Below are 18,393 nucleotides of genomic sequence, written 5' to 3'. Positions count from 1 at the left end.
CTCAGGCCCCGACCGGATCGTCGAAGAGGATCCGCCAGGTGCCGTCGGGCTGCTCGCGCGAGACCACGGTGCCCTTTCCCCGGAGGTCGACCGGCGTGCCGGTCTCGTCCGTCCCCACGAGGTGCCAGTCGGCGTGCGTCATCGCGATGCCGCCGGATCGCAGCACGCTGGTCACGGTGATGTCGGCTCCCGTGATGACGCCGAACATCTTCTTGAGGGAGGCGGCGACGGCTTCGAGCCCCACCTCATGGGTGCCGTCCGGCGGGGTGACGAGAATGCCGTCCGGCTCGAACAGGTCCAGCATGGCCTGTGCGTCGTTGGCGTTGAAGGCCGCGGCGATGAGGCCGGGTATGTCTTCCGGGCGCTGTGCCGGCATGCGAGGTCTCCTTACTGGAGGTACAGGGCGGGCTCGGGGAGCGGTCAGCCGAAGATGCCCTGGCCCGGCGTGAGGATCCCGGCGGGGTCGTACTGGCGCTTCAGGTAGGTGAGCTGGCTCCAGCGCCTCCCGTAGTGCGCCTGCCAGTCGGCACGGGTCATCGAGGGCACCGCGCCGACGAGATAGCGCTTGGCCCCGAGTTCGACGGCGCGGTCGTAGAAGCGGCGGTTCTGCGCCAGCAGGCCGGGGACGTCCGGGTGGTTCGGGGCCGGTATCCGGATGAGGCTGACCTCGAAGAAGGCGTTCGTCGTGCACCTGGGCAGGACGAAGTTGGGCCGGGTGAGCGGCCGGGGGCTCATCGGCGAGATGCGGACGGGGCCGGGGCCCATCTGGGTCGCCGTCAGTTCGCCGAGCACGGTGTCGAGGTAGGCGGGGGTCTTGTCGGTACCGACGAACATCATGAGCCACGGCTTCTTGCTGCCCCAGAACCCGGCCTCCTTGAGGGCCGCCCAGTTCGGGTCGAATCGCAGCAGCCAGTCGCGGAACGACAGGTCGGCCGTCGGGCCCGCGGTCGCCTGGGGCGAGAGCACGGACTGCAGTCCGGCGACGTCCGGCTGATCGGGCGCCGAGTAGAAGATGCCGAGCGCGAGCCGGTAGGTCCAGCCGCCACCGGGCTTGGGGTCGGCGTAGCCGTTCTGGTCGCTGACCACGCCGGTCCGCATGACGGTCAGCGAGTCCCGCAGGAAGGCCGCCCGGTCGGTGTAGGTGAACTCCAGCGAGCGGACGTGTGTCTCCGCCGGGACCAGCCTGACGCCGGCCCGCACGATGATGCCGTACTGGCCGCCGCCCACGAGGACGGCCTCGAACAGCGCACGGTGGTACGTGCGGGAGCAGGTGACCAGATGGCCGGTGCCCGTGACGACCTGGAGCCACTCCACGGTGTCGGCCTGCGAGCCGTGGCGCTGGCTGGTGCCGCCGAGGCCGCCGACGCTCAGCGTTCCGCCGATCGACAGGTGGGCGAAGTCGTTGTAGACGGGCAGCGTCTGGCCGGAGTCGAGCGCTTTCAGCGCCAGTGTCGACCAGGTGACACCTGCGTCGACGTCGGCGATGCCCCGCGAGATGCTGTGCACCTCGCCGAGCGGCTTGGGGTCGATGGCGATGCCGCCCTCGACCAGGGCCTGGCCGTAGTGCGAGTGAGACTCGCGGTCGTCGGCGCCGGTCCCGCTCTGGCCGTTGACGGCCACGGGTATCCGGTGGTCGTGGGCGTAGCGGACGATCTTGCGGACGTCGTTCACCGAGCCCGGGGTCAGGACTGCTCGGGGGCGGCGGGTGAACATGTGGCCGAAGTCCTCGGTGAACGCCGACGGATCGGCGGGGAGGACGAGCGTGCCGTCGAGGGCGGGTACCTGGTGGATGCCTGACGTCGAACCGGGGGCGGTGGCCCACGCGCGGGCCTGGGGGTCCCACCCCAGGACCGCGGCGCCCGCTCCGACGACCAGGCCGGACAGGATCTTCCGGCGTGAGAGCTCGGTATGCATGCCTTGTTGGTACGCCCGTGGGCGCAAGGAGAACGCAAGGCGGCCGCCCGCCCCGCACGCTCAGTGCGCGGGTGCGGCGCTGCGGTGCTCCTGCGGGCTGATGCCGTACACCCGCTTGAACGCCGAGCTGAGAGCGAACCCGGTGCCGTAACCGACCTGCCGGGCCACGGTGTTGAGGGTGGCATCGGACTGGCGCAGCAGGTCCGCGGCCAGGGCCAGACGCCATTCGGTCAGGTAGGTCATCGGGGGTGTGCCGACGGTGCTGCGGAAGCACTGGGCCAGCTTGGCCCGGGACACGCCGACCTCGGCGGCGAGCCGTTCGAGCGACCAGTCGTTCGCCGGGTCCTGGTGGAACAGGCGCAGTGCCTCGCCGGCCACCGGGTGGGCGTGGGCCCGGTACCAGGCAGGGGCCTCGGTCTCGGGCCGGTCGAACCACGCCCGCAGTACGGAGATGAGCAGGGTGTCCAGGAGACGGTCGAGGACGACGCCCTGGGCGGGCCCCTGTTTGGTGACCTCGCCCGCCAGTACGGGGATGAGGGGCGAGTCCCAGGTGTCGGCGGAGACGACCAGCAGCGGCGGCAGTACGTCGAGGAGGCGCTGCCCCACGGCGCCGACCTCCTCGTACACGCCGAGCAGCATCTGCACCGGCCCGTCGGGGTTGCTGCCCCAGGTGCGTACGCCCAGCGACATCCGTTCGCGCAGCTCGACGCCCTCGGGCGTGACGCACTGCTGGCCGGGATGGACGATGACCTGCGGCGGGGTCGCCGGCTGGTCGCTCATCACGTAGGGGTCCGGCCCGCGGACGATGGCGACGTCACCCGGGCGCAGCCGCACCGGCTCGCCGTGGTCGGGCTCGACGTGTGCCTCGCCGCTGAGCATGACGGCGAGGCAGAGCGGTGACTTGTCCTGGACCCGGATCGACCAGGGGGGGTCCAGCACGATGCGGAGGAGGAATGCGCCGCTGGCCCGCGGCCCTTCGAGTAATCCTGCGAGTGCGTCCACCCGCCCAACATTAGACGACTGGACATGCATCTAGGCATCTCAACCATGGACCGTCCAGATTGCTGCCGTTCAGACTGCTTGCATGACGACAAACGAGCACACGACGTTGGTTCTCGGCGGCACCGGCCGGGTCGGCCGCCGAGTCACGAAGAAGCTGATCGATCGCGGTGTGAACGTGCGGGTCGGCTCCCGCGCCGGGAAGCCCCCGTTCGACTGGGAGGACCCCTCGACCTGGGCCGACGCCGTCACCGGCGTCCAGTCCGCCTACCTGATGTACTACCCCGAGGTCGAATGGCCCGGCGCGGGCGACGCCATCGGCGCCGTGGCCAAGCTGGCGGTCGACGCCGGTGTCCGGCGCCTGGTCCTGCTGTCCGCCCGCAACCAGGAGGAAGCCGTCCGGTGTGAGGACGCCGTGACGAGCCTCCCGGTCGAGTGGACGATCGTCGCCCCGGCCTCGTTCAACCAGAACTTCGACGAGGGCGTCTTCCTGGAGCCCCTGCGCCAGGGCGTGCTGGCCCTGCCCGCCGGTGACAACTCCGACCCGTACGTCGACGCCAACGACATCGCCGATGTCGCGGTGGCGGCCCTCACCGAGGACGGCCACGTGGGCGAGCGCTACGAGCTGACGGGTCCCCGGCTGTGGACCTTCGCCGAAGGTGTCGAGGAGATCGCCCGCGCGACCGGTCGCTCCCTGCGCTACCAGCCGATCACCCGGGAGCAGTTCGCCGACGCCATCGTCGCCGACGGCGCCCCGCGTGATTTCGCCGAGCCGCTGGCCACGCTCATCTCCGAGTTCTTCGACGGCCGCAACAGCTCCCTGGCCGACGGCGTCGAGCGCGCCCTGGGGCGCAAGCCCCGCGACTTCGCGGACTGGGTGGCCGAGGTCGCGCCCACCGGTGTGTGGGACGCCGCCTGACGTGAACCGGTGATGCCGCCGGGCGAACACGGTTGGCGGGGGCGGGCCTTGCGCTGATGTTGCGGGGCCGCCCGCACGATGCCGGAGATGAAACTTACCCGGCTCTGGACCTCGTTCGCCCAACAGGTCGATGCCCGCCCCGATGCCACGGCCCTCGTGGCGAAGGGCGGGCACGTCTCCTACGGTGAGCTCGCCGACCTCGTGGCCGACGCCTCGCACCGACTCGACCGGCTCGGTACGACCGGCGGCGAGCCGGTCGGCGTGCCCGCCACGAAGACACCCCGGACCATCGCCCTGGTGCTGGCCTGCCTGCGGCGGGGTGTCCCGGTGGTGCTGCCCTCACCGACACTGCCCGCCGCCTCCATGCAACGGCTGCTGGACCGGGCGGGATGCCGTCACGTCATCCACGCCGATGACGGCGGCTCCGCCCCCGCCGGCGCAGCCCCGGCCCCGGCAACTCCCCACGGCCCCGACGACATCGCCTTCGTCCTCACGACGTCGGGATCGACGGGCCTGCCCAAACTGGTGCCGCTCAGCGCGGGCGCCGTCGAGCGCTTCGCCGACTGGGCCGCCGTGCAGTTCGACCTGGGCCCGGGCGCCGCCACTCTCAACTACGCCCCGCTCAACTTCGACCTCTGCTTCCTCGACGTGTGGGCCACGCTCCACCACGGCGGCACGGTCGTCCTGGTCGACCCGGCCGCCGCCACCAACGGGCGCCACCTGCTCGACGCCATCGACGACAACGCCGTGACGGTCGTCCAGACCGTGCCGATGACGTACCAGCTGCTGGTCGATGCCGCGGGTGACGCCGGCCGGAAGCTCCCGTCGGTCCGGCACGCCATGTTCACCGGGGACCACATGCCCACCCGGTATCTGGCCCGGCTGCCCGAGGTGTTCCCCGACAGCCGCTTCTACAACATCTACGGCTGCACCGAGACGAACGACAGCTTCCTGCACGAGGTGGACCGGAACGCGATTCCGGCCGACGGTGTTCCGCTCGGCACGCCGCTGCCCGGCGTCGAGGCGGTCGTCCTCGACGATGCCGGTGCCGTGGTCACCGGGCCGGGCCGGGGCGAACTGATCGTCGCCACGCCGTTCCAGGCCGCCCGCTACCTCGGTGCCGACCCGCAGGCGCCCAACCCCTTCGTGGACGCCCCGGTCGGCCGCCCTCCGGGCTCAGCAGCCCGCTTCTACCGGACCGGCGACATCGTGCGCCGTGACGGCGACGGCCTCCTCCGCCTGGAGGGACGCAACGACCACCAGGTCAAGGTACGCGGTACGCGGGTGAACACCTCGGCCGTCGAGCAGGTGCTGCTCGATCACGACGAGGTCGCCGAGGCCGTGGTCATCGCCGTCCCGGACCCGGTCGCGGGCCACGTGCTGCACGCCGTCCTGCGCCGGGTGCCCGGGGCGGCGGTGGGGGCGCTCGGTCTGCGCCAGCACTGCGCCCAGCACCTGCCCACGGCGGCCATCCCGTCGACCCTCCGTCTGTCCGAGGCCCCCTTGCCCCGCACCTCCACCGGCAAGGTCGACCGCCAGTCCCTCGGCCCCATCCAGCGCCCGCCCCACTCCGGGGCGGCCGCCACCCGAAAGGAATCCATACGATGAACCACGAGAACCAGGTCAAGACGTTCCTGATCGAAGAGTTCCTGCCCGATGTCCAGGCATCGGAGCTCGCCACCGACTACGACCTGCTCAGCAACGGCGTCGTCGACAGCCTCGGGCTGCTCAAGCTCATCGCCTGGATCGAGACCGAGTTCGGCGTCACCGTCGACGACGCGGCCCTGGACCCGGACAACTTCCGCACCATCGACGCCATCGGCGCCTTCCTGGCGCGGGCGTCGGTGCCGGCCGAGGCGAGCTGACCCGTGCACGACGCATTCGCCGCCCTGCTGGCCGGCCGCCCGGTCGACACCGCGACGTGGTCGTCGTTCTGGGACGAGCTGAGCGCCAACACGCTGGACTCCGGCGAACCCGCGGCGCTCCTGGGTGCACTCGACATCGACAAGGTCGACCCCCGGACGTTCACCGACCTGGTGCGGTCGCTGCGCGCGCGCCGCACCGGGCCGGTGGTCCCCTTCCCCGGGGCGGTCAACGTGGTCGGCACGGGCGGCGGGGTATCGACGTTCAACGTCTCGACCGCCGCCGCCTTCGTCGCCGCCACGCTCGGGGCCCGTATCGTGAAGACCGGGTCGCGGGCCCACGCCAGCGCGTACGGCTCCATCGACCTGCTCGACCGGCTCGGTGTGCCGCTCACGAAGTCGTACGGTGAGACGGCGGCCTCCCTGGACCTCCACGGCATCGCCTTCGCCGGCTACTTCGTCTACCCGGTCGAGCTGACCGTACTGGCCCGGCGCATCATGCCGCTGCCCATGCGGACCTACGGCCGGATGCTCAACGTGCTGGGCCCCTTCCTTCCGGCTCTGCCGGGAACGCGCCAGCTCACGGGCCTGTCGAGCCCCGCACTTCTGCCGCTGGCCCGCTCCCTGGCCGAGGCGGTCGAGGACCGTGAGGTCTGGCTGTGCACCAACGACATCGGTGCCGACGAACTGATCGGCTTCGCCGGCAACGTTCTCCACCCCGGCGCCGGTGTCCCCGATCTCCAGCTGAACCCCCGCGACCTGGGTACGGCCGGCGGGAGTCTGGGGGACCTGGCGCCGGTGGCCGACCCGGCACGGGTCGTCGACCACTTCCTGGACGTCGTGTCCGGGCGGGCGGGCGAGGTGGCCACCCAGACGGTCGCCCTCAACGCCGCGGCCCTGCTGATCGCGGCCGAGCGGGAGACCGAGTGGCGCCCCGCTCTGGCCCGGGCGACGGCGGCGATGCGGGACGGCGCGGTGCGCGACCTGGTCGACGCCGTACGGGCCGCTCCACCGGCACCGTCATCCCTGACGAGCGAGGGGACATCCCATGTCTGACCTGTTCCCCCGCCCGCCGGGCCTGGCCGTGTTCCTCAACGCCGGTGACCCTCCGTTCGACGTGCTCGACGATGTCGCCGACATGCTGGACGAGCACGAGGTCGACGTTCTGGAGCTGGGGGTGCCGTTCCCCGACTCGATCAGCGACGGGCCGGTGATCCGCCGGTCCGCCGACCGGGCGCTCGCCGCCGGGACCGACCTCAAGGACGCACTCGCCTTCGTGGAGCGCTCCCGCAGCCGCCACCGCCACCTGCGGGTGGTCGTCCTCGCCGACTGGGCGCACACCGTCCGGCCCCGCTCGATGGCCCAGGTCATCACGGCCGTCGCCGCATCCGGGGCGGCCGGGGTGCTGCTCCACGGAGCACCGCCCCGGGTCCGCCCGGACTTCTACGACCGGGCCGGTGCGGCCGGGCTGCCCGTCGTCACCACGTGCTACGCGACCTCGGCCCCCGGGATCGTGGCGGAGGCGGCCTCCCATGCCTCGGCCTACGTGTACCTGGTGACGCACTACGGCACCAGCGGCTCCGGCCCGGCACCCGACCAAGGGGCGCTCCGCGCCCCCATCGACGCCCTGCGGACCCTGACGGACGTGCCCATCGCCGCCGGGTTCGGAGTGCGCACGGCGGCCGACGTCGAGCGGGTGCACGCGGCGGGTGCGGACGCCGCCGTGGTCGGCAGCCCCGTCGTCGCCTGTGCCGAGGCAGCGCTCGTCGCGGGCCGCGATGTCGCCGCCGATCTCGGCGCCCTCGTCACCGGCCTCCGTCCCCACCACTCCCGTTCGTCCCTGTGACCGATTTTCCCACCCCTGTGAGAGGAGCGATCCGATGATCGTGCGAGACCTGGAGAACGTCACCACCGTGGACTGGGGCAACGGCCTCAGCCGCCGCTTCCTGCTGGAGGCCGACGGTGTCGGCTACTCCGTCACCGACACCATCGTGCGCGCCGGTACGAAGTCGCTGCTGGAGTACCGCCGTCACCTGGAGACCTGCTACTGCATAGAGGGCTCCGGCGAGGTCGTCGCCCTCGACGGCACGTCGTACCGCATCACCCCGGGCACGCTCTACTCGCTCGACCAGCACGACGCCCACTACCTCATCGCCGACCCCGACACCGACCTGCGCCTCGTGTGCGTGTTCTCTCCCGCCCTCCGGGGCGACGAGCAGCACAGCCTCGACGCCTCTTCCGCCTCCGCCTACTGAGGGACAAGGCCATGCGTACCTGGGACGAAGAACAGCTCGCGCTGCGCGAGGGCATGGAGTTGTGGTGCCGTGACCTCGCCGACGTCGAACCCGGCACCGCCGAGACCGGGCTGCCACCGGAGGCGTGGAAGCTGGTCCGCTCCTCGGGCGTGCTCGGCCTGCCCTTCGATCCCGCCCGGGGCGGGGCCGGAGTCGACCTGCTCACCACCATGTTCGTGCTGGAGGCCCTGGGCAAGGGGTGCCGCGACGGAGGACTCAGCTTCTCCGTCGCGACCACCCTGTGCAGCACCGGGGTCCCGCTCCAGCACTTCGGGACCGACGAGCAGAAGGACCGGTATCTGACCCGGCTGTGCTCGGGCGACCTGATCGGCGCCCACGCCATCAGCGAGCCCGACACCGGGTCGGACGCCCTGAGCATGCGGACGAACGCCGTCCGCGACGGCGACCACTTCGTGCTCAACGGCACGAAGAGCTTCGTGACCAACGGGCCCGTGGCCGACGTGGTCGTCGTCTACGCCTGCACCCGGCCCGGCGGCGGACCCCTCGGCATCACCGCCTTCCTGGTCGACACGGACACCCCCGGCTTCTCGGCCGGCCGGCCGCTCAAGAAGATGGGCCTGACGTCCTCCCCGATGAGCGAGCTGTACTTCGACGACTGCCGGGTGCCCGCGGACCGGGCCATCGGCGGGATCGGGCGGGGCTATCTGCTGCTCGAACACGTCATGAAGTGGGAGATCCTCTGCTCCTTCATCATCAACGTCGGCGAGATGCAGCACCGGTTCGACCGCTGCCTCGAATACGCCCGTACGCGGACGCAGTTCGGCAAGCCGATCGGCTCGTACCAGGCGATCTCCCACAAGCTGGTCGACATGCGCATCCGGCTGGAGACGGCGCGCCGGTGGCTCTACGACACCGCCGAGCGGCTCGTCGCCGGAGAGGACGTCACGATGGACGTGGCGATCAGCAAGCTGCTGACCAGCGAGGCCAACGTGGCCTCGGGGCTGGCGGCCATCCAGGTCTTCGGCGGCAACGGCTACATGTCGGAGTACGGCCTCGACCGGGAGCTGGCCAACGCCGTGGGCAGCACCCTCTATTCGGGTACGACGGAGATCCAGTACAACCGGATCTCCTCGCTGCTGGGGATGTGACCGTGCTGCTCAAGGTGTGCGGCGCCACCAGCCGCGAGGAGATCGCCCTGGTCGGGGCCGCGGGCGCCGACCTCATAGGCCTGTGGCACGGGGTCCCCGGTGGCCCCGCCGACCTGCCCGTCGGCCGCTTCGAGGACCTGGCGGAGGCGTGCCGCACCGTGGAGGTGCCCGCGGCGCGGCCCGCACCGGAACCGATGCTGGTCACCTTCCTGCGGGACCCGGCCGCCATCGTGGACGCCGCCCGCGCCGCGGGCGTGCGGTGGCTCCAGCTGCACGGCTACCAGCCACCGGCCGTGGTGGCCGCCATCAAACGGGGACGGCCCGAGGCCACTGTGGTCAAGGTCCTCCACGTCAACGGCGACACCTGCGCCGAGCGCCCGCTGCTGGCCTCGTACGAACGGGCCGGGACCGACCTGTTCCTGTTCGACGCCACGAGTGCGCAGGGGCGGGTCGGGAGCACCGGCCTGTCGCTCGACCCCGACGTGGTGATCGACCTGGCCGAGGCGGTGACGCGGCCGTTCCTCCTCGCCGGGGGCATCTCGGCCGCCAACCGCCCGCGCTACGAGAAGGCCGCCTCCCACCCCCGCTTCGCCGGCATCGACGTCGATACGGCGGCACGGAACGGGACGGGAGCGTTCTGCGCCGAGAGCATCGGCGGCATCCGGCACGCGTGGCGTGCTGTCCCCGAAGTCGAGGAGGCCCTCTGATGGCGTCAGCGTTCCCGGACGCCCTGATGGGCGCCGACCGTCCCGTGATCATGGAGCTCAAGCCCCGCTCGGCCAACGGCGAGGACCTGTTCCGCGGCCGGTCGCCGGCCGAGATCGTGGCCCGTTACGAGGCCGTCGGCGCCCCCTGCCTCTCGGTCGTCACCGGCCGCTGGTTCGGGGGCGACGCCGACCTGCTGGCCGAGGTGGTCACGTGCACCGGACTGCCCGTTCTGCAGAAGGACTTCATCACCAAGGAGGGCCAGCTGCGGGCGGCCCGCGACCTGGGGGCGTCCGCGGTGCTGCTCACCGCGGCGCTGCTGCCGAGGGCGGCGCTGGCGCGGCTGGCCGAACGCGCCCTCGCACTCGGCCTCACCCCGTTCATCGAGGTGGCCTCTCCCGCCGAGGTCGAGGCCCTCCCCTCGGGCGAGGGCTGCGTGGTGGCCGTCAACAACAGGGACATCCGCAACCGCGAGCGCGGGGACGCCGACCTGGACCGCAGCCATCGGCTGCTGCCGGCCGTGCGGCTGACGGGGACGCCGTGCCCCGTCAGCGCCAGCGGTATCGACGACGCACGGGCGGCGGCCGGACTGCTCAGTGCCGGTTACGCCGGGCTGCTGGTCGGAACCCACCTGCTGCGGGCAGGCCACCTGGAGTCGTGGTGCGAGGAGCTCGATCAACTGCGTCGCACGACGCCCGCGCCGCGTCGAGGGGGGTGAGCGACAGCTCGTCCCACTCCACGGCATAGGGGACCCCCAGTTCGTTGGCCGCGGCGATCACCCGGGCGGCGAGGTCACTGGCCGCGAGGCACCGCTGACCCGCGATCAGGGCACGGGCGACCCGCAGGGGCCGTTCCTGGTCATAGGGGTCCAGCTCCATGGCCGACTCAAGGCGGTCCATGGCCTCCTCCATGTCGTCCTCCTCCAGGGCGGCCATCAGGACGACGTCGATCAGGCCCAGCACCCGCTGGCGGACGACCTCGCGGCGCTGGGCGATGCGGTTGTCGTAGAGGTCGTCGGGGAGCAGCGGCCCGGTGAAGGCGGCCACGGCGACGCGCGCACGCGAGACGCGCTCGTCGTCCTGCGCGGCGGCGACGGCCCGCGCCAGGTCCTCGAACGCGTGCAGGTCGACCTTGCACGAGGGCAGGCACAGCAGTTGCCCGCGGCGGTTGACGAGCGGGCCGTAAGTGGCGCGGGCCCGGGTCAGGACGTTCTTGAGGCGCCGCTGGCCGACTCCCGGCATCTCGTTGGGCCAGAGCATCTCGACCATGCTCTCGACCCGTACGGAACCGCCGGCCAGTACGAGGTACTTCACCAGTTCGCTGGCCCGGCCGGACCCGTGGAGCACCGTGTGGCCCTGGCGGACCTCGAACCCGCCGAGGACACGCACCTCGTAGCGGCCGCCGCCCGCCGGGGCACCGGTCCGGGCGGCCGGGGGCAGCCGGATGGCCGACCGCAGGACGTCGACCACGCAGTGCTCACGACGGTCGAGCAGGTCGGGGTGGCCGAGGCTGGCCGCCCGGTCGAGGGCGATCTGAAGGCACTGGTCGGCGTCCTCGACGCGGCCGACGGCGTGGCGGGCGTAACCCGTCAGCAGTTCGGCCTTCCAGCGCAGGCAGGGTGCGATCTCGCCGTCCTCCAGCATGCGTTGCAGGGTGTCGGCGGCCTCCGGCTCGCCCCGGCGGGCGCCGATGAACGCCTCGGTCAGCGCCAGGGTCACCGAGTCCTCGACACGGTGCTCGCGGGCGGCGGTGAGCAGCCGGGCCGAAGCCGCCTCGGCCCCCACCGCGGCGCAGGCGTCGGCGGCCTCGCAGAGGAACAGCAGACCGTCGCTGTGGTGGATCATCATCTGGCCCAGGTGGGCCTCGGCCTGGGCCAGATGCTTCAGCACCCCGGACATGTCGTGGTCGTTGGCCGCCACGATCAGGCGGGTCCAGGCCGCGTGTCCTGCCACCCAGTCGATGCGCAGCAGCTCGGCGAGCCGGATGGCGTCGTCGAGAAGGGCGAGCGACCGGCCGGCCTCGCCGCCGAGCGCCAGCAGTCTGGCCTCCATGATCAGGCACAGCATGCGGTCGAACTGCGTCTCGCTGCTGCTGCCGAGCCTGCGCAGCAGCATGGCGCCCTCGCCGGTCTTGCCCATGGCGGACAGGACCTGAGTGGCGAGGCCCCGCTGGACCGCCGCCACCCGGGCGGGCTCGCCGAGCTCGCCCCAGGTGATGGCCGCCTGGCGCATGGCGTTCTCGGCCCGGTGCAGGCTCGGTCCGTCGGGGCGGTCGGACAGTGCCACGCCCAGGGCTTCGAGCAGGCTGGCCTGGGCACGGGTGCCCTCGGCGGTCCCTTCGAGGAGCCGCTCGACCTGGGTGAGCGCGTCGGCGTCGCGCAGCAGCGCCCGCTGGATCAGCCAGTCGCTCTCGACCTCGGCGGCGAGATCGTCGTCGGCGCTCCGCTCGCGTACGACGCGCAGGGCCCGGCCGATGACCTCGCGCTCCTCGGCGAGCTGGCCGAGGTTGCGGTGGGTTCGGGCCAGGTGCAGCAGAACCTGGGGTGCGGCATCGGCCGCGGGCCCGAGGCGGGCCATCAGGTGGATGAACTCGAACGGGTCGAGCTGGTTGATACGTGAGGTGGGCAGTTTGGCGATGAGCGTGGCCGCCTCCTCGGGGTCGCCGCTGCCGACCAGGACACTGGCCGCGGCCAGTTCGGCGCCCTGGGACGTCAGCAGGGGGGCGGCCTTCCGGGCGACGGCCGGTTCGAGCGGTGCGAGCGCGGCCAGCGTCTCCCTCGACTCGTCGCACAGCCGCGACCAGCCGTCGGCGCCGACGGCGAACGGAATGCCCGCCTGGATGAGGCGCCGTAGCAGCCCCGGGTGGCCGAGACCTTCGACGAGGATGTCGTTGACCAGGGGGAACGCAGCCAGTTGGACCAGCATGTGACGGTCGGTCGGGTCCAGGTCGGCGGCGTAGTGGTCCATCAACTGGCGGATCAGGCCGGGGTGCCGGAGCAGCACGGCGGCGGCCGCCATCCGGTCGGATGCCCGGGCGAGCCGGCGCAGCATCACGACCAGCAGGGCCACCCAGCCGCCCGACAGGTCGTAGAGAGTGGTGGCGAGCCGTTCGCCGTCCTCGTCGCCGAGCTCCATACGGGCGAGGGCGTCGGCCTCCTCCGGTGCGAGGCGCAGGTCCTGGGTGTTGAAGCGTTCGGCGGTGCCCCGGAACTCCATGGCCGCGAGCGGCATGGGCAGCAAGCGGCTGCTGACCAGGATGCGCAGCGACGGCCTGCTGTCCTGCGCGAGGTCGGCCAGCCAGGCCGCGGCGTCGTCGGTGAGCGCTTCGGCGTTGTCGACGATCAGGAGGCCCGGTCCGGTCGGTGTGGCCAGCAGCTCGCCGATGCCGCCGGTGAGGCCGATGGCCGGGGTGCGCGGCCGGCCGGTCGGCCGGCCGGCCGCTTCGAGGACGGTGGTGGTGAGCTCGTCGACGGTGACCGGATGGTCGCGCGGCAGCCGTACCTCCAGGCCGCCACCGGCACGGCTGCGGACCTGTTTGACCAGGACGCTCTTGCCGAACCCGCCGCCCGCCTCGATGAGGACCGAGCTCCTCGCGTTGAGAATCTCATCCACCAGCCGCTGACGTGAGACGAAAGGCACGCGCGCCATACGAGGCTGTCCCCTTTTTATGCCAGCTGAACCGGCGACCACGGGCCCCCCACCATCACGCCCGGGTGATCGGATTGTAAGCTAACACGAACTAACCGTGATCAAGCCAAAGTCCTGATCCAAGGAACTGCCCGAGATTTTGTACGGGTTGGCCACGACTGCTGTCACAGCCGCGGGCTTTGTGCGGTTCGGGCGCTCGGCCCCCTGTTGTCACGGCCGTTCGCGCGGGGCTGGGACGCCCGCGCATCCCGTGGTGTTACGGCCATTCGCCCTTGCTGTTACGGCTGTTCGGCCCCGGCGCTGTGACGCCTGTGCATCCCGTGCTGTTACGGGCGGTCGCCCTGCTGTTACGGGTGTTCGATCCCGGCGCGTGAGAGTTGGTGGCCGGTGCCCTGACGGTGGCCGGCCAACGCCCGCTGCCGGGAGTCGACATGGCGGCGCCGGGCCTGGCTCACCTGCTCCTCGACCGCCTGGCGTACGACGTCGTGGCGGAACCTGTAGACCGCCGACCGGTCGGGGTCCCGGGAACCCGCGGCGGTCACCTCGGCGAGAATCCCGATCCTCAGCAGCGACTCAAGGGCGTCCAGGGCCGCGAGCACATCCAGTCCGGCGGCGCCCGCCACCACGTCGAAGGCGACGGACGGGCCGGTGACGGCCGCGACCCGGAGCAGCCGGACGGCGTCCTCGCCGATGGCGGCCTGCTTGGCGGCCACCAGCCGGGCGACCGCCGGGGGGACCACGCTCAGACCTGTCCGGTGCCGCAGCATCTCCAGGAGCAGGAACGGGTTCCCGCCGCTGCGGGAGTACGCCCGACGGACCGGGTCGCTGTCCGTGGCGTCGGCGCCCCCGTCGGCCCACAGCTCGTGCACGAGCGCCCGGGTGGAGGCCAGATCGAGGCCGCCGAGGGCCACTTCGGTCGCGTCGCCGACGTGCTCGAACGGGAGCATCGCCTCGTCCAGGCCGGAACACCTCCGTCGCTGGACCGATTCCGGCAGGTCGTTCCGGGCGGCGGCGACGACGCACAGACGGGCGTCGGCGGTCGTACGCAGCAGGTGCCGGAGCAGCGACACCGTCTGCGGGGTGGCCCAGTGGGCATCGTCGATCAGGATGGCGCAGGGCCGCTCGCTCGCCGCCACCAGCAACAGCTGCATCAGCGCCGCGAACAGGACCGGCTGCTCGGGCAGTTCACCGGGCGGGCACGGCCCCCCGAGCGAGGGAAGCAGCAGCCGCAGCGGCCCCCGGGCGGAGGGGGGGACGGCGTCGAGCGGATGGTCGGGCGAGGCGGCGACGTAACTGTCCAGGGCTTCCACGAGGGGCTGGTACGGGACGGTCGCGTCCACATCGCACCGGCCGACCAGCAGCAGCCCGCCACCGGCGGCCATGGTCGCCCCCGCCTCGCGCAGCAGACGCGTCTTGCCGATCCCCGACTCGCCCGTGACCAGGACGAATTGGCGCCGTCCGCGTACGGCCCGGTGCCAGGCCTCCGTCAGGGTCGCCACCTCGCGCCCGCGCCCCACGAACGGAACCGGCCGGTGCCCGGCGACGCCACCGGCGCTGGGGGCGGCCGACGGCGACGACGACGGGCCGAGCAGCGCCAGATAGGCGGCCTCAGTCTCGGGCGACGGGTCGGCGCCCAGCTCCTCGGCGAGGTACCAGCGCAGCCGCTGGTACGCCCGCAGGGCCTCACCCCGGTTCCCCATCGCCGCGCGCACCGCCATCAGGCAGCGGTAGGCGCTCTCGCGGTCGGGGGCCCGGTCCGTCGCCTCCTCGGCGAGAAGCGCGGCCCGGCCGTGGTCCCCCGCCTCCATCGCCGCCCGCCCGGCGATCTCCAGGGCCGCGACCAGGTGCTCGGTCAGCCGCTCGCGCCACCCGGCGACCCAGTCGCCCTCGTGCTCGGACAGAAACGGGGAGCGCAGCCGGTCCGCTGCCTGCGTGGCCAGCCGGGCGGCGGTGGTCACGTCACCGGAGCCGAGCGCTTCGCGGGCCTCGGCCACCGACCGGGTCGCTTCCTCCACATCGACCAGCACCCCCTCGTCCAGGGTGAGTACGTAGCGCCCGCTCCTCCTGACCAGCGGGTTGCTCGACTCGTCCTGCAACGGCCCGATGAACGCCCGCAGCCGACTCACCAGTGTCCGCAGGGCCGACGCCCAGGTGGGCGGGAGATCTCCCGGCCATATGACGTCGGCCAGTTCCTCCCGCGTCACTCCCTCCGGCCCGGCGAGGACGAGGCGTGCCAACGCCACCCGGGCCTGTGCGCTCTGAAGGTGATAGTCGGCGCCGGCGCGTCTTACGGCCATCGGCCCCAGAATCTTGATCTCGGTGTCCATGAAACCCCATCCCCCTGGAGTGCCTGTGTGGTGCCAGCCTCCGGCGGGGCGGTACCAGCAGGGTGCCGGGGGGCGATCCCCGGCAAGTGGGACCGAGGTGGTACTTCCAGGCCGTATTGCACGCCTACGGGAGCGATGCCCGGCCATATCAGCGCCGGGGGACGACCGGACGTGCCGGACGGCCGGAGGTGCCGGACGGGGCTCATGGACTTGCGAAGCGTTTGCGCCGGCCTTCGTACTGTGCGACCCGCTGCCCGATCACAATGACCAGGAGTGCGCCATGCACCTTCCCACGCTTGAGGTGTCCGTCGACCGGCTGAAGGTCGTGAGCCGGATCAACGCCTTCGACCCTGACACACCACTGACCACTTCGGGGGTCGATTCACTGGACCTCATGGAGTGGGTCTACGACATGCAGGAGCGGTACCCGGACCTGGGGGTGGACGAGACGATCGTCGAGAGCATCGACGACACCGTCACCTTCCGCGCCATCCACCAGCAGTTGGTGGCGGCCCACGACAGCGTCCCGGTCGCCTCCGCGGCCGGCGACGAGTGACCCCGGAGCCACGGATGTCGGGCATCGGCATCATCGGCTGGGGCAAGTACCTGCCCGAGGGACGACTCACCAACGCCACACTCGCCGCGCGGTTCGGCCTGGACGACGACTGGATCGTGCAGCGCACCGGCATCCGCGAGCGGCGGGTCGTGGGGCCCGGCGAGACCACCGCGTCGCTGGCCGTCGAGGCCGGCCGGCGGGCGCTCGAACACGCCGGGCTGCGGCCCGACCAGATCTCCCACCTCATCCTCGCCTCGGGTACGCCCGAGCAGCTCTCGCCGGCCACCTCCGCGTTCGTACAGCGCGAACTGGGCACGGCCGGCGGCGCCCACGACGTGAACGCCGAATGCGCGAGCTTCGCCTACGGCTTCGTGGTCGCGGCGGGGCTCATGGCGATCGACCCCCGCCCGATCCTCCTGATCGGGACCGACACGCACTCGCTCGTCGTCAACCCCGAGGACCGGGACCTGGGAGTGCTGATCGGCGACGGGGCCGGGGCGGTCGTCCTGGCACCTCACGATCGCAGCTGGCTGCGCGGGTGGGACATGGGCTGTGACGGGAGCAAGGTCGACAGCCTCAAGATCCCGGCCGGTGGCAGCCGCCTGCCGACGAGCGACACGACGCTCCGCGAGAAGCAGCACTACGCGCAGATCAAGGGCAACGAGATCTACCTGAACGCCGTCCGTTTCACCGTGGGTTCGTTGAAGCGGACGCTGGAGGCGGCGGACCTCAAGCCCGACGATATCGACCACCTGCTGCCCCATCAGGCCAACCTGCGCATCATCGACTCGATCCTGGAGCGCAGCGGCGTACCCCGGGAGCGCCTGATCACCAACATCGAGTACTACGGCAACACGGGAGCGGGGTCGATGCCGATCGCCCTCGCCGAGGCGCTCGACGCCGGGCGAATCCAGAAGGGCGATCGGGTGATGTTCGCGGCGTTCGGCGCCGGCATGGTGTGGCTGACCGCGCTGATCGAGTGGGGCGCGGGCGAACCGATGGAGTGGGCCTCATGACGGAAACCACCGCAAGCGCCCGCCCCTTCGCGGCGCAGCGCCCCGAGAAGCCGGTCGCCCTGGTGACCGGCGCGTCCGGAGGTTTCGGCGCCGCCGTGGCGGTCGAGCTCGACCGGCTGGGGTGCCGCGTCGCCCTCCACTACAACACCGCCGAGGACGGGGCCCGCGAGGTCAGCGAGAGCCTCGCGAACGACTCGATCGTCGTCCAGGCCGACGTCGGCGACTGGGACTCGGTCACCGCCCTGCACCGCCGGGTCGTCGAGGAGCTGGGCGAGGTCGACATCCTCGTCAGCAACGCGGCGGTCCGCAAGGACGCGCTGTTGATGAGCCAGTCGCCCGAGGTGTGGTCCCAGGTCGTCCAGACCAACCTGATGGGCACCTTCCATGTGTGCCGTGCCGTGCTGCCGTCCATGGTCAGGCGGCGCTGGGGGCGGATCATCAACGTGGTGTCGCCGTCGGCCCTGGTCGCCACGTCCGGCCAGACGGCCTACGCCGCCTCCAAGGCGGGCGTGATCGGCCTCACGCGCACCCTGGCCACCGAGTGCGGGCGGCGCGGAGTGACGGTGAACGCTGTCTCGCCCGGATTCATGGAGACGCGGATGACGGCGGGCGCCACCGAGAAGTTCCGTCAGAACCTCGCCGCCAACCTGCCGGTGCCCCGGCTGACCACCCCCGAGGAGGTCGCACCCAGCATCGGTGTGTTCCTGGACAACGACTACGTCACCGGCCAGGTGCTCAGCGTGGACGGCGGGATCTCCCTCATCTGAGGCGCGGCGGTCCGCACGGGAGGACAGCACCGGCAGGACAGCGCCGGGACGCCGAAACCGGGAGGACACCGCCGGGACGACAGCGGTGGAAGAACAGCGGCAGGAGGTAAGCGACATGGCAGTCACCGGTACCCCGCACGACGGGGCGCGGCTGCTGTGCTGGGCGGGCGCGGACGCGGCAGGCGAACGCGCGGCCCGGGCCGAGGTCGCCGAAGCGCTGCGCACCGGGGCCCCGGCACCGCGTCCGGCCCCGGGGCCGGTGCGCGGGGCGGTCGTCA

General features: G+C 72.0%; 16 protein-coding genes. 12 read left to right on the top strand and 4 right to left on the bottom strand.

Annotation, left to right across the window (positions count from 1 at the left end; genetic code table 11):
- Position 1: 1 nt before the first annotated feature.
- Genes CIB93_RS32120 through CIB93_RS32110 form a run of 3 tightly spaced genes read right to left on the bottom strand, consistent with a single transcriptional unit; the run spans position 2 to position 2,916 of the window.
- Positions 2-376 (bottom strand): SgcJ/EcaC family oxidoreductase, encoded by a 375-nt coding sequence (locus CIB93_RS32120; RefSeq protein ID WP_096632036.1) that lies wholly within the window; start codon positions 374-376, stop codon positions 2-4.
- A 44-nt stretch (positions 377-420) separates the two neighbouring features.
- Positions 421-1,914 (bottom strand): FAD-binding protein, encoded by a 1,494-nt coding sequence (locus CIB93_RS32115; RefSeq protein WP_096632034.1) that lies wholly within the window; start codon positions 1,912-1,914, stop codon positions 421-423.
- Positions 1,915-1,974: 60 nt separating this feature from the next.
- Positions 1,975-2,916, bottom strand: a complete 942-nt coding sequence (locus tag CIB93_RS32110) for an AraC family transcriptional regulator (protein ID WP_096632032.1) — start codon at positions 2,914-2,916, stop codon at positions 1,975-1,977.
- Positions 2,917-2,998: 82 nt separating this feature from the next.
- Here CIB93_RS32110 and CIB93_RS32105 point away from each other — a divergent pair, with 82 nt between their 5' ends.
- From CIB93_RS32105 to CIB93_RS32065, 9 genes are all read left to right on the top strand, one after another.
- Positions 2,999-3,832: an NmrA family transcriptional regulator gene (locus tag CIB93_RS32105; RefSeq protein WP_096632030.1), complete on the top strand. Its 834-nt coding sequence runs from the start codon at positions 2,999-3,001 to the stop codon at positions 3,830-3,832.
- An 87-nt stretch (positions 3,833-3,919) separates the two neighbouring features.
- Positions 3,920-5,440, top strand: coding sequence for an AMP-binding protein (locus CIB93_RS32100; protein ID WP_096632029.1), 1,521 nt, complete (start codon positions 3,920-3,922; stop codon positions 5,438-5,440).
- Positions 5,437-5,697: an acyl carrier protein gene (locus CIB93_RS32095; protein ID WP_096632027.1), complete on the top strand. Its 261-nt coding sequence runs from the start codon at positions 5,437-5,439 to the stop codon at positions 5,695-5,697. The genes CIB93_RS32100 and CIB93_RS32095 overlap by 4 nt, the downstream gene beginning before the upstream one ends.
- A 3-nt stretch (positions 5,698-5,700) precedes the next feature.
- Positions 5,701-6,750, top strand: a complete 1,050-nt coding sequence (locus CIB93_RS32090) for a hypothetical protein (protein WP_096632025.1) — start codon at positions 5,701-5,703, stop codon at positions 6,748-6,750.
- Positions 6,743-7,540, top strand: a complete 798-nt coding sequence (gene trpA, locus CIB93_RS32085) for a tryptophan synthase subunit alpha (protein WP_096632024.1) — start codon at positions 6,743-6,745, stop codon at positions 7,538-7,540. Before CIB93_RS32090 ends, trpA begins: the two co-directional genes overlap by 8 nt.
- A 34-nt stretch (positions 7,541-7,574) precedes the next feature.
- A complete protein-coding gene (locus CIB93_RS32080) occupies positions 7,575-7,949 on the top strand; it encodes an ectoine synthase (RefSeq protein WP_096632022.1) in 375 nt (124 codons plus the stop codon).
- A gap of 11 nt (positions 7,950-7,960) precedes the next feature.
- On the top strand, positions 7,961-9,097 hold the full coding sequence (locus CIB93_RS32075; RefSeq protein ID WP_096632021.1) for an acyl-CoA dehydrogenase family protein: 1,137 nt from the start codon (positions 7,961-7,963) through the stop codon (positions 9,095-9,097).
- A complete protein-coding gene (locus CIB93_RS32070; protein WP_096632019.1) occupies positions 9,094-9,804 on the top strand; it encodes an N-(5'-phosphoribosyl)anthranilate isomerase in 711 nt (236 codons plus the stop codon). The genes CIB93_RS32075 and CIB93_RS32070 overlap by 4 nt, the downstream gene beginning before the upstream one ends.
- Positions 9,804-10,520: an indole-3-glycerol phosphate synthase gene (locus CIB93_RS32065; protein WP_096632018.1), complete on the top strand. Its 717-nt coding sequence runs from the start codon at positions 9,804-9,806 to the stop codon at positions 10,518-10,520. The genes CIB93_RS32070 and CIB93_RS32065 overlap by 1 nt, the downstream gene beginning before the upstream one ends.
- A 3,276-nt stretch (positions 10,521-13,796) precedes the next feature.
- On the opposite strand, the gene CIB93_RS32055 is transcribed toward CIB93_RS32065, so the two are convergent.
- On the bottom strand, positions 13,797-15,776 hold the full coding sequence (locus tag CIB93_RS32055; RefSeq protein ID WP_143660112.1) for an AAA family ATPase: 1,980 nt from the start codon (positions 15,774-15,776) through the stop codon (positions 13,797-13,799).
- A 280-nt stretch (positions 15,777-16,056) separates the two neighbouring features.
- Here CIB93_RS32055 and CIB93_RS32050 point away from each other — a divergent pair, with 280 nt between their 5' ends.
- Genes CIB93_RS32050 through CIB93_RS32040 form a run of 3 tightly spaced genes read left to right on the top strand, consistent with a single transcriptional unit; the run spans position 16,057 to position 18,115 of the window.
- A complete protein-coding gene (locus CIB93_RS32050) occupies positions 16,057-16,332 on the top strand; it encodes a phosphopantetheine-binding protein (protein WP_096632014.1) in 276 nt (91 codons plus the stop codon).
- 14 nt (positions 16,333-16,346) lie between these two features.
- The gene (locus tag CIB93_RS32045) at positions 16,347-17,348 is read left to right on the top strand and encodes a 3-oxoacyl-ACP synthase III family protein (protein ID WP_096632013.1); all 1,002 of its coding nucleotides are present in this window, start codon (positions 16,347-16,349) and stop codon (positions 17,346-17,348) included.
- Positions 17,345-18,115 (top strand): 3-oxoacyl-ACP reductase family protein, encoded by a 771-nt coding sequence (locus CIB93_RS32040; protein ID WP_096632011.1) that lies wholly within the window; start codon positions 17,345-17,347, stop codon positions 18,113-18,115. The genes CIB93_RS32045 and CIB93_RS32040 overlap by 4 nt, the downstream gene beginning before the upstream one ends.
- Positions 18,116-18,393 lie beyond the last annotated feature (278 nt).

Source organism: Streptomyces sp. WZ.A104 (assembly GCF_002382885.1).
Classification (GTDB): domain Bacteria; phylum Actinomycetota; class Actinomycetes; order Streptomycetales; family Streptomycetaceae; genus Streptomyces.
Note: the sequence above shows the minus strand (reverse complement) of the source record. Positions and strands in the feature narration are given on the sequence as shown.

Bases quoted from the DNA above. Each gene is read 5' to 3' on its own strand.
- CIB93_RS32105 (WP_096632030.1), top strand. From the start codon at position 2,999: ATGACGACAAACGAGCACACGACGTTGGTTCTCGGCGGCACCGGCCGG.
- CIB93_RS32055 (WP_143660112.1), bottom strand. From the start codon at position 15,776: ATGGACACCGAGATCAAGATTCTGGGGCCGATGGCCGTAAGACGCGCC.
- CIB93_RS32050 (WP_096632014.1), top strand. From the start codon at position 16,057: ATGCACCTTCCCACGCTTGAGGTGTCCGTCGACCGGCTGAAGGTCGTG.
- CIB93_RS32115 (WP_096632034.1), bottom strand. From the start codon at position 1,914: ATGCATACCGAGCTCTCACGCCGGAAGATCCTGTCCGGCCTGGTCGTC.
- CIB93_RS32080 (WP_096632022.1), top strand. From the start codon at position 7,575: ATGATCGTGCGAGACCTGGAGAACGTCACCACCGTGGACTGGGGCAAC.
- CIB93_RS32075 (WP_096632021.1), top strand. From the start codon at position 7,961: ATGCGTACCTGGGACGAAGAACAGCTCGCGCTGCGCGAGGGCATGGAG.
- CIB93_RS32040 (WP_096632011.1), top strand. From the start codon at position 17,345: ATGACGGAAACCACCGCAAGCGCCCGCCCCTTCGCGGCGCAGCGCCCC.
- trpA (WP_096632024.1), top strand. From the start codon at position 6,743: ATGTCTGACCTGTTCCCCCGCCCGCCGGGCCTGGCCGTGTTCCTCAAC.
- CIB93_RS32095 (WP_096632027.1), top strand. From the start codon at position 5,437: ATGAACCACGAGAACCAGGTCAAGACGTTCCTGATCGAAGAGTTCCTG.
- CIB93_RS32065 (WP_096632018.1), top strand. From the start codon at position 9,804: ATGGCGTCAGCGTTCCCGGACGCCCTGATGGGCGCCGACCGTCCCGTG.
- CIB93_RS32100 (WP_096632029.1), top strand. From the start codon at position 3,920: ATGAAACTTACCCGGCTCTGGACCTCGTTCGCCCAACAGGTCGATGCC.
- CIB93_RS32045 (WP_096632013.1), top strand. From the start codon at position 16,347: ATGTCGGGCATCGGCATCATCGGCTGGGGCAAGTACCTGCCCGAGGGA.
- CIB93_RS32120 (WP_096632036.1), bottom strand. From the start codon at position 376: ATGCCGGCACAGCGCCCGGAAGACATACCCGGCCTCATCGCCGCGGCC.